The organism is Rodentibacter sp. Ppn85, assembly GCF_001999335.1.
Classification (GTDB): domain Bacteria; phylum Pseudomonadota; class Gammaproteobacteria; order Enterobacterales; family Pasteurellaceae; genus Rodentibacter.
Window position 1 is genome coordinate 14,793 of the sequence record NZ_MLHS01000056.1, and the last position, 11,023, is coordinate 25,815.

The following is an 11,023-nucleotide window of genomic DNA, read 5'->3' on the forward strand; positions in this document are numbered from 1 at the left end:
CGATATATGAATGAATATGCGGTTAAAGCGGTTAGAGTATAAACAAAAATATGGTAGAAACAAAGGGAATTAATATTTTTGTCACGTTCTTGTCATTTTTATCGGTTATTTTTTGCATTCAAAATGCAACAATGAAAATAGGGGTAATGACAATGACTGATAACAATCGTTTTCTTTGTCGAGAAATGAGTTTACTAGCCTTTAATCGTCGGGTTCTAGCACAGGCGCAAGATCCGAATACGCCATTATTGGAAAGATTACGTTTTCTTTGTATTGTTTCATCAAATTTAGATGAATTCTTTGAAGTTCGGATTGCAAGTTTAAAACGTGAAAGCAAATTGAGTCCTTATACACTATTAGACAGTGGCAGAACGGCAGAAGAAGCAATAGCTTTTGCTTCAAAAGAAGCCCGTGCTTTAATTAGTGAGCAATATGCTTTATTTAATAATGTGCTTGAGCCAGCGTTGGCAAAAGAAGGAATTCATTTTTATCGCCGTTCCAGTTGGACAGAGGCACAACGTGAATGGGTCAGTCAATACTTTGATCGTGAATTATTACCTATATTAACGCCTATAGGGCTTGATCCTTCTCATCCTTTTCCACGTTTATTGAATAAATCACTTAATTTTGCAGTGGAACTTGACGGCAATGATGCTTTTGGCAGACCTTCCAGTATGGCAATCGTACAAGCTCCACGAATTTTGCCCCGAGTGGTAAAAATGCCGTCAGATATTTGCCAAGGAGAGAACGGTTTTGTTTTTCTTTCTTCTATTTTGCATTTTAACGTACATAAATTATTTTTAGGAATGACGGTTAAAGGCTGTCATCAATTTCGCCTTACCCGAGACAGTGATCTGAGTGTGGAATCGGATAGAGATCAGCTGGACAACTTACGCACTGCAATACAAAGTGAGTTACATTATCGCGAATACGGTGACGGCGTACGTTTAGAAGTTGCGGATCTTTGTCCGGCACATATTTACGATTTTTTACTGGCACAATTTAAGCTCGGCACGAATGAACTTTATCGCGTGAAAGGTCCGGTTAATCTTATTCGTTTGAATGCTATTCCCGATTTAGTCGACAGACCTGATTTAAAATTTCCTCCGGTTACTCCTAGCCCTCTATTCAAGAAAACAAAAATTGATTCGATTTTGAATCATGTCAGGCAAGCCCCTATCTTATTGCATCACCCTTATCAGTCGTTTGAGCCGGTGGTTCAAATGATTAGCGAAGCCGCAAATGATCCGGCGGTATTGGCAATTAAGATGACGATTTATCGCACGGGTAGTCGTTCAGAACTAGTTAATGCCTTGATGAAGGCCGCACTTTCAGGCAAACAGGTTACTGTTGTTGTTGAATTAATGGCGCGTTTTGATGAAGCTAATAATGTTAACTGGGCGCAGCAACTTGAAAATGCAGGAGCTCACGTTGTTTATGGTGTTTTTGGTTATAAAGTACATGCCAAAATGGTATTAATTATCCGGCGTGAAAAAGGTTTACTTAAACGTTATGCCCATTTAGGCACAGGGAATTACCATCAAGGAACATCCCGTATTTATACGGATTTTGGTTTAATCACCGCCGATGAACAAATCACCGATGACGTTAACACCTTATTTATGGAAATTACAGGATTAGGTCGGCCGGTAAAATTAAACAAACTTTATCAAAGTCCCTTCACTTTACATCAATCAGTTTTGTCCCATATCAAGCAAGAAACTCGGAATGCACAAGAGGGCCGAACGGGGCGAATTATCGCAAAAATGAATTCATTGGTCGATACCGGTGTTATTGAGGCTTTATACGAAGCCAGTCAGGCCGGTGTGCAAATTGATTTAATTGTTCGAGGAATGTGTACATTGCGTCCCGGTGTAGAAGGGCTTTCTGAGAATATTCGCGTACGATCTATTGTGGGTCGTCAACTTGAACACTCTCGAGTTTATTACTTCTATAACAATGGTGCGGAAAATACTTATATTTCAAGTGCCGACTGGATGGGGCGTAATTTTTTCCGCCGTATTGAAACGGCAACGCCGATTGAATCTTCAGGAGTTAAAGCCCGTGTTATTGAAGAAAGTCTCACCATGGCGTTAAAAGATAATACGAAAGCATGGGAAATGTTGCCTGATGGCAGTTATAAACAAATTGTTCCGGCAGAAAACGAAGCACCTTTTAGCTTACAAAATGCTTTATGGGAAAAATACGGGCAAGCTTTATAGATTCAAAATCCCCTTGTCTCATGAAAGTATAGGTAGCGAATAATTTATCTTTCAAACATATCTTGCTAGTAAGTAAAAATCCACCTTCTGCGAAAGTGGATTTTTAGTTTTAATGACGGCAGATATAAAGTGAGGTTAATTTTATGCGAGTTTTTTATTGCCAACTAAAAACCATCTTCATAAAAAGGTATTTTTTACTTTCATTTTAGTAAGGCTAGATTTATAAAGTATTGTGTATTTTAAAAATAATTTTATCAAAATGCAGGTATTGGTCTGAAAATGAAATATGCCTAATTCGACGGAGAAATACAAAACCAAATTATTGATCGAGTATTAAATCGTACTACCCAATAAGATCATCATAATGCTACTCGGTTCATGCTTTGGAGTCTTTGATATAAACCGATAAGTTCTGTGGCGGAAGGTGCTTATCAAGATATACTTTGTTTAGAAAACGTAAGGAGTAATCTCTTATTTGCCTATGGTAAAAGTATTGGTGTGGAAATTCGTGTAAATGGCTAAATTTTGTTGCATAAAATGTGCAGATACTATAGAATCCGTGCGTTTTTGCTCGTTTTACTCGGGTAATAAAATTTGGAATCTTTTGTGTCTTACAGAGGATTTTTGCATAAATCAATAGAAGGAATACGATTATTAAAACTGTGAGAAAAGCACCGGCAGTAAATCGCCCGAATCGCATTAATGATGAAATTCGCGTAAAAGAAGTTCGTTTAATTGACCAAGATGGTGAACAACTAGGGATAGTTCCTATTCAACAAGCCTTAGAAATGGCGGAGCAGGTGGAGCTTGATCTCGTTGAAATCAGTCCGAATGCAGAGCCGCCGGTTTGCCGTATTATGAATTACGGTAAATTCCTTTACGAAAAGAGTAAAACCGCAAAAGAGCAAAAGAAAAAACAAAAAGTCGTCCAAGTTAAGGAAATTAAATTCCGTCCCGGTACTGACGAAGGCGATTATCAAGTTAAATTACGTAGCCTTATTCGCTTTTTAGAAGATGGCGATAAAGCCAAAATTACCGTGCGTTTCCGTGGGCGTGAAATGGCACATCAAGAGATCGGGTTAGATGTGTTGGAACGTGTGAAAAATGATTTGGCTGACATTTCTGTTGTGGAATCGGCACCGGGTAAGTTGGAAGGTCGTCAAGCCGTGATGGTGTTGGCACCGAAGAAAAAATAAGAATTTTTTATTGAGATGTTCATTTCAATAAAAATCTTTTCACTTAGGTGAAAAGTCACTGTATGTTGGGCACACTACGCAGCCTAACTACTTTGGAAAAAGGCAATTTGCCTTAATAGAGGAAATAATCAGTGCCTCCAAGTAACTTTTTAGTTCGCCTGATTATGTTGTTTTAAACGAAAAATGCGGAGTTATTTTAACAATGCCTAAAATCAAAACAGTACGCGGCGCAGCTAAGCGCTTCAAAAAAACTGCTTCCGGCGGTTTCAAGCGTAAACAATCTCACTTACGTCATATTTTGACTAAAAAATCAACTAAACGTAAACGTCATTTACGTCATAAATCCATGGTTGCGAAAGCAGACCAAGTTTTAGTCGTGGCTTGCTTACCATACGCATAAGCCGTTATTTAAGCAAAACGTACGATTTAGTTCATTTTAGAAAAATATACATAGGAGATTAAATAATGGCTCGTGTAAAACGTGGTGTTATTGCAAGAGCACGCCATAAGAAAGTTCTTAAGGCTGCTAAAGGTTATTATGGTGCACGTTCACGCGTGTATCGCGTTGCTTTCCAAGCGGTGATCAAAGCCGGTCAATACGCATATCGTGACCGTCGTCAACGTAAACGTCAATTCCGTCAATTATGGATTGCACGTATCAATGCGGCGGCTCGCCAAAACGGTTTATCTTACAGCAAATTTATCAACGGCTTGAAAAAAGCGTCTGTTGAAATCGACCGTAAGATCCTTGCCGATATCGCGGTATTTGACAAAGTGGCTTTCGCTGCATTAGTTGAGAAAGCAAAATCTGCACTTTAATTTTTTAAAGTTTAGATAATGAGGGCGCTGAAAAGCGTCCTTTTTTCTTATATTCATTTTCATCTTTTCGCTTTTCCCTGCAAACCGTATAAAATAGTGCGGTCAGTTTTAGTTAAATTTTTACGAGGTTATTGTGGCATTAATTAGCTTAACGAATGGCTATCTTTCTTTTAGTGATGTTCCACTGTTGGATCATAGCGAGCTCCATATTGAGCCTAACGAGCGTGTTTGTTTGGTCGGGCGAAATGGCGCTGGTAAATCAACATTACTCAAAATTATTGCAGGTGATGTCTTGTTGGATGATGGCAATATTCAATATGAAAAAGATTTAGTGATATCCCGTCTTGAACAGGATCCGCCTCGTAATGCGGAAGGTAACGTGTTTGATTATGTGGCGGAAGGTATCGATCATATAACGGATTTATTAAAAGAATATCACCGTATTTCCATTCAATTGGAAGAAAATTATAGCGATCAAATTTTGAATCAATTTGAACAAATTCAGGCAAAGTTAGAGCACGCCGACGGCTGGCGGTTTGAAAATAAAATCAAAGAAGTTCTGCTCAAACTGGGATTAGATCCTAACACAAAATTGACCGCACTTTCTGGCGGTTGGTTGCGTAAAGCGGCTTTAGCTCGTGCTTTAGTATGCGCTCCGGATGTGTTGTTACTTGACGAACCGACCAACCACTTGGATGTGGAAGCGATTGAATGGCTGGAAAATTTCCTCTTAGAGTTTAACGGTAGTATTGTTTTTATTTCCCATGATCGTTCTTTTATTCGCAAAATGGCGACCCGTATTGTTGATTTAGATCGCGGACAGCTGGTTTCTTATCCGGGGAATTATGATTTATATCTCACTACAAAAGAAGAAAATTTACGTGTAGAAGCACTTCAAAATGAATTATTCGATAAAAGATTAGCGCAAGAAGAAGTATGGATTCGCCAGGGGATAAAAGCACGCCGTACACGTAATGAAGGACGAGTGAGAGCATTAAAAGCAATGCGTGAAGAGCGCCGCCAACGCCGCGAGGTGCTGGGAACGGCAAAATTACAACTTGATACTTCAAGTCGTTCCGGAAAAATCGTGTTTGAAATGGAAAACGTGAGTTATGAGGTGGCGGGTAAGACATTATTAAAGGATTTCAGCACAACCATTTTGAGAGGCGATAAGATTGCATTAGTGGGGGCAAATGGCTGTGGTAAAACCACTTTTATTAAATTACTACTCGGTGAAATTCAACCGACAGGTGGAAAAATTCGTACGGGGACAAAATTAGAGATAGCCTATTTTGACCAATACCGTTCGGATCTTGATCTGGAAAAAACGGTCATGGATAACGTTGCCGACGGTAAGCAAGATATTGAAGTGAACGGTGTAAAACGCCATGTACTGGGTTATTTACAAGATTTCTTATTTCCGCCTAAACGGGCAATGACACCGGTGAAAGCCTTATCAGGTGGGGAGCGTAATCGCTTATTATTGGCGAAACTGTTGCTTAAACCGAATAATTTGCTGATTCTTGATGAACCTACCAATGATTTAGATGTGGAAACCTTAGAATTACTCGAAGAAATTTTGACGGATTATCAGGGCACATTATTGATCGTGAGCCACGACCGTCAATTTATTGATAATACCGCTACCGAATGCTATTTGTTTGAAGGAGATGGCGTAGTCAATAAATATGTAGGCGGTTTCTTTGATGCAAAACTGCAGCAAGCAAATTTTTGGGCAGCTAAAGCCGAACAAGAGATGACGAAGAAATTGTCAGCTAAGCCACAAGAAAATACCGTCAAAACCGACCGCACTTCTAATAAGTCAAAGTCCGTTAAATTATCCTATAAGGAACAGCGGGAATTAGAACAACTACCGCAGCAATTGGAAGAATTAGAGGAAAAATTGACCGCACTTCAAGCGGAGGTCGGCGAATCTACGTTTTTCCAACAATCACATGAAATTACCGATGCCAAACTAAAGGAGTTGGCTGATATTGAATCCCTGCTTGAGCAAACATTCTTGCGTTGGGAAGAATTGGAAGAGAAAAAAGCGATTGCAGAAAGCAAGTAACAAAGAAAAACCGAGCATTGGCTCGGTTTTTTTGTGGATTAAAATAAGTTACTGATGAAAATTACGATAATAATCACAGGTACAACAAATTTTACATAGTTAAACCAAATTTTGCTGAAAGTCGAATCAGGTGTTTGAGAGAGTTCTTTTCTGGCTTCATCTTTTAATACAAAACCAACGAAAATTGCACAACCTAATGCGGTGAGCATAAATAAAATATTGCCACTTGCATAATCATAGAAATCAAAAATACTTTTACCGAAAATAGTAACGTCCTTCCAAAGATTATCACCCAGAATGGCCGGAATGTTGCCCGCGAGAAAAATTCCGCCTAAGGTTAAAATGATCGCTTTGCTACGGCGCATACGAAGTTTTTCCTGTAATGCGGTAATAATGACTTCGTAAATGGTAATAGACGTCGTGAGAGCGGCGATTAATAATAAGCTAAAGAAAATGACGGCAAAGAATTTTCCCGCCCATAAATGGGAAAAAACAATCGGTAAGCTTTGGAAAACTAGAGTTGGGCCGGCATTGGGTTCGATACCAAAAGTGAATAATGAAGGAAAGATCATAAAACCGGCAAGTACCGCAATGATGGTATTGGTAAAACCGGTAATTACGGCTGTGTGAATGAGGTTTTCTTCTTTATCAAGATAACTTGAAAGTGTAATTAAAACACCAAAGCCAAGGCTTAACGCAAAGAACACTTGCCCTAATACAAAAATGAAAAGTTGAGGGGTAATTTTACTAAAGTCAGGTTTTAAATAGAAAGTAACCCCTTCCATTGCACCCGGCAAGGTAATATTACGGATCACCATGCCGATTAAGAAAATAAACAGTAACGGCATTAAATATTTGACCGAACGTTCAATACCGCCAATGATGCCTTTTGCCAAAATAATGTAATTGACAATGACAAAAAGGAAGGTATAAAACATAATTTCATAAGGGCTATTGCCGATGTGAAGATCATAGAAGTTTTTTGCTATATCTTTTGTAATTGGTGTTGAAATATCAAGGGTACCGCTGATTAAGTTTACAATATAAGAAATAACCCAGCCGCCCAGTACCATGTAATAAGCCATAATACCAAATGCACCGAGTAACCCCATATAACCGATGATCTTCCAATATTTTGAAATGTGTTTACCTTTATCTAGAATTTTATCGCCAAAAGCATCAATGGAGTTTACCCGTAAACGGCGACCAATCACATTTTCCACTAAAATCATTGGAATTCCGATAACAATCATGGCAAGGCAAAAAAGCAGTACATAAGCGCCGCCGCCATGTTCACCGACAAGATAAGGGAATCGCCAAGTTGCACCGAAACCAACGGTTGCACCGGCAACGGTCATTACATAAGTCAGCCGGCTAGACCAAGTTTGACGTTGTTGTTTATTTGTTGTCATTGTCTTTCCTATTAATAAAAGTGCGGTCAAAAAATAAATTGTTCTTAATATTCGGTTTTTTCTTTATATTCGCAGAGATCCTCAATAATACAGGAACCGCAACGGGGCTTTCTTGCAACACAAGTATAACGACCGTGTAAGATCAGCCAATGATGCACATCTACTTTAAATTCATCGGGTACCACTTTTAAGAGTTTTTCTTCTACTTTAACAACATCTTTACCCGGTGCAAAATTAGTGCGATTACATACGCGAAATATATGGGTATCGACCGCAATAGTAGGATGACCAAAGGCAGTATTTAATACCACATTAGCTGTTTTCCGTCCAACGCCGGCAAGTGCTTCTAAGGCTTCACTATTTTCCGGGATTTCACTGTTGTGTTTTTCGAGGAGATCACGGCAGGTTTTAATGATGTTTTCCGCTTTACTATTATAAAGTCCGATCGTTTTAATGTAGCTTTTTAAGCCATCCAAGCCTAGATCTAAAATCGCTTGTGGAGTATTGGCAACGGGAAAAAGTTTTTCTGTCGCTTTATTTACCCCTTTATCAGTGGCTTGTGCCGACAAAATCACTGCGATTAATAATTCAAAGGGCGAATTATACTGCAATTCGGTAGTCGGGTGGGGATTTTGATCCCGTAGTCGGGTTAATATTTCGATTCTTTTTTTCTGGTTCATAATTTTATTTCCTTCTACTTTCTTGCTTGTGCAAGAAAGTAGCAAAGAACACACCCCGATTAAATCGCTTTTCCGACCTTTGTTGTCATTTTCTTTACGGAAAATTTGTAAACTCGCCTTTGGCTCAAACAGTACAAATTTTCCTAAAAATGCCAAGTCGGTCGGGCGATTTACACGGGGAAGATTAAGTGTGTGTTCAATCTATATTTTTCTTCGGTTATCAATTCTATTTTTTAGGGCAAGGAGTAGTCCTAATCCAATAAACGCACCCGGCGGCAGGATGAAAAGTAAGAAACTGCTATCGGTATGGTAAATATGGAGTGTGAGAAATGTCGCTTGTTCGCCAAAAAGATTTTCGATACCTTCAAAAATCGTTCCTTGCCCAAGAATTTCACGGAGTGCGCCAAGCATAGTAAGGCTTAAAGCCATACCGAATCCCATCGAGAAACCGTCCCAAATAGAATGCAAAAGGTTATTTTTGGAGGCAAAGGCTTCGGCTCGACCAATTACGATACAGTTTGTTACAATCAGCGGAATAAAAATTCCAAGAGATTGATATAATCCGTAGGTATAAGCATTCATCAATAATTGTACGATGGTGACTGTCGTGGCGATGATCATCACATAAATAGGAATACGAATTTCGTGAGGAATTTGCTTGCGAAAGAGAGAAATTACCGTATTGGTGCAGATTAAAACCAACATGGTTGCAAGCCCTAAACCGAGCGCATTGGTCGCAGTACTGGAAACAGCCAATAAAGGACAAAGCCCTAATAACTGCACAATTGCCGGATTATTTTTCCAAATGCCTTGTATGAAAATTTCCTGCCATACGGATTTTTCCGTATGATCCTTAACGTTGTTTTGAGGTAGCTCTTCTTCAAGTGAGGTCGTTTTTTCCGTTAAATTTGTCATATTATTCCTTTTCTTGAATTGCAAGCTGTAACAGTGTTGCCTGATTGTTAAGCATAGTTAGGGCTGAACGTTTTACTTGGTTTACAATAGCTCGTGGGGTAATGGTTGCACCGGAAAACTGGTCAAATTTTCCCCCGTCTTTTTTGACCGCCCAATCGGTTAAATTATTTTCATTAATAGACTGATGATCGAAAGATAAAATCCATTTGGAAATACGTAGTTCGATTTTATCGCCTAAACCCGGTGTTTCATGGTGTTCAATCACTCGCACACCTAACACTTTGCCCTCAGGCGTTAAACCGACAAGTAAGCGAATATCGCCGGAATAGCCGTCCGGTGCAATCGTTTCATAGACATAGGCTGAAAGGTGATTATTTTTCCTAGCGAAATAAACTTTCTGAATACCGGCTAAGTTTTCCGCCTTTGGAATCACCGCACTTTCTAGCAAATTATTATCAAAATAGCTTTGTGGGATAACTTGTAGTAGGAGTTCCCGTTGTTGTGCGGCTATAGCTTCATCAATTTTACCTTTTGTCAGGAAAAAAATGCCGGATGAAATCGCACTACAAAGTAGTGCAATAAAGCCTAAAATCACGCCATATCGAGAAGTGGTTTTAAAAATGCTCATTAGTTTTTTCTCCCTTTTATGCCGTAGCCCGCAACACGAGGACGAGTGTAATGGTCGATGAGGGGAACACAGATATTGCTTAATAAAATAGCAAATGCAACGCCGTCCGGGAAATTTCCATGATAACGGATAAGATAGGTCAGAACCCCTACTAATGCGCCGAATACGATTTTTCCACGCGGCGTGATGGAGGCGGTAACCGGATCGGTTGCAATAAAAAATGCGCCGAACATCATTGCACCGCTGAACATCTGGCTTACCGCACTTAAGTGTATGCCTCCCGTTATGGCGTTAATAGTTGCCAAGCAAAAAAAAGTGACGAGCATTGCTACGGGGATTTGCCAATGAATCGTGCGTTTTAAGATTAAAAATACGCCGCCGAGTAAAAAAGCGAGATTGACTTGCCACCACCCCTGTGCAAAGTCCGTACCGTTTCCTATAAAAATTGGCATTTTAATCAGTTCGTAGAAATCCGTTAATTCTTTGTGACTGGAATAAAAGATTTTTGCACTATCTAACGGTGTTGCTTGTGTGATGCCGTCAATACTGTGTGTAAGTTGTGGCAAGGTAAATCCATCGGTAGTTAAGCCGGAAAAAATTAGTGCGATAGCATCGGAAAATGTAGGGGGTTCTTGCAATAAATGAATTGGCGGTATCCAAGCGGTCATTTGTAATGGAAACGAAATCAATAATACGACATAGCCAATCATTGCCGGATTAAACGGATTTTGTCCTAATCCGCCATACACGTGTTTACCCAGTACTACCGCACAAAGTGTACCGATAATAATAACCCAATAAGGGGCATAGGGAGGAATCGCCATGGCTAAAATCAAGGCGGTTAATACTACGCTGAAATCGGAAAGATAAGATAAAGGCTTCTTAGCACGTAATTTCATTGCTAAAAATTCGGCAAGTAACGCAACAATGATTGCCAATGCCGATTGAATGAGTACACCGAAACCAAAATAATAAATTTGTGTAAATAGAGCCGGTATCATGGCTAAGATGACCCAAAGCATAATACGAGCTGTTAACTTCCCTGAATGTGTATGGGGAGAACTGACCATTTTAAACATT

At 39.4% G+C, this 11,023-nt stretch carries 10 protein-coding genes; 5 read left to right on the plus strand and 5 right to left on the minus strand.

Features of this window, described 5'->3' with window-relative positions; all coding sequences use genetic code 11:
- Positions 1 to 152: 152 nt before the first annotated feature.
- The 5 genes from ppk1 (at position 153) to BKL51_RS09450 (ending at position 6,308) form a co-directional block, all read left to right on the plus strand.
- Positions 153 to 2,222: a polyphosphate kinase 1 gene (gene ppk1, locus BKL51_RS09430; RefSeq protein WP_077466435.1), complete on the plus strand. Its 2,070-nt coding sequence runs from the start codon at positions 153 to 155 to the stop codon at positions 2,220 to 2,222.
- Between the two features lie 653 nt (positions 2,223 to 2,875).
- The gene (infC, locus tag BKL51_RS09435) at positions 2,876 to 3,418 is read left to right on the plus strand and encodes a translation initiation factor IF-3 (RefSeq protein ID WP_143530589.1); all 543 of its coding nucleotides are present in this window, start codon (positions 2,876 to 2,878) and stop codon (positions 3,416 to 3,418) included.
- A 202-nt stretch (positions 3,419 to 3,620) separates the two neighbouring features.
- Positions 3,621 to 3,818: a 50S ribosomal protein L35 gene (gene rpmI, locus BKL51_RS09440; protein WP_034613912.1), complete on the plus strand. Its 198-nt coding sequence runs from the start codon at positions 3,621 to 3,623 to the stop codon at positions 3,816 to 3,818.
- Between the two features lie 65 nt (positions 3,819 to 3,883).
- On the plus strand, positions 3,884 to 4,237 hold the full coding sequence (rplT, locus tag BKL51_RS09445; RefSeq protein ID WP_005596075.1) for a 50S ribosomal protein L20: 354 nt from the start codon (positions 3,884 to 3,886) through the stop codon (positions 4,235 to 4,237).
- Positions 4,238 to 4,370: 133 nt separating this feature from the next.
- The gene (locus BKL51_RS09450; RefSeq protein ID WP_077466437.1) at positions 4,371 to 6,308 is read left to right on the plus strand and encodes an ABC transporter ATP-binding protein; all 1,938 of its coding nucleotides are present in this window, start codon (positions 4,371 to 4,373) and stop codon (positions 6,306 to 6,308) included.
- A 38-nt stretch (positions 6,309 to 6,346) separates the two neighbouring features.
- Here BKL51_RS09450 and BKL51_RS09455 read toward each other — a convergent pair whose 3' ends face one another.
- The 5 genes from BKL51_RS09455 to rsxD form a co-directional block, all read right to left on the minus strand.
- Positions 6,347 to 7,720, minus strand: coding sequence for a sodium-dependent transporter (locus BKL51_RS09455; RefSeq protein ID WP_077466438.1), 1,374 nt, complete (start codon positions 7,718 to 7,720; stop codon positions 6,347 to 6,349).
- A 44-nt stretch (positions 7,721 to 7,764) separates the two neighbouring features.
- Entirely contained in the window at positions 7,765 to 8,400 is a 636-nt protein-coding gene (gene nth, locus BKL51_RS09460; protein ID WP_077466439.1) for an endonuclease III, read from the minus strand.
- Positions 8,401 to 8,601: 201 nt separating this feature from the next.
- Positions 8,602 to 9,315, minus strand: a complete 714-nt coding sequence (locus BKL51_RS09465) for an electron transport complex subunit E (RefSeq protein WP_077466440.1) — start codon at positions 9,313 to 9,315, stop codon at positions 8,602 to 8,604.
- A 1-nt stretch (position 9,316) separates the two neighbouring features.
- Positions 9,317 to 9,943 (minus strand): electron transport complex subunit RsxG, encoded by a 627-nt coding sequence (rsxG, locus tag BKL51_RS09470; RefSeq protein WP_077466441.1) that lies wholly within the window; start codon positions 9,941 to 9,943, stop codon positions 9,317 to 9,319.
- Complete coding sequence (gene rsxD, locus BKL51_RS09475; protein ID WP_077466442.1) at positions 9,943 to 11,022, minus strand: electron transport complex subunit RsxD; 1,080 nt, start codon at positions 11,020 to 11,022, stop codon at positions 9,943 to 9,945. Before rsxD ends, rsxG begins: the two co-directional genes overlap by 1 nt.
- Position 11,023: the final 1 nt, after the last annotated feature.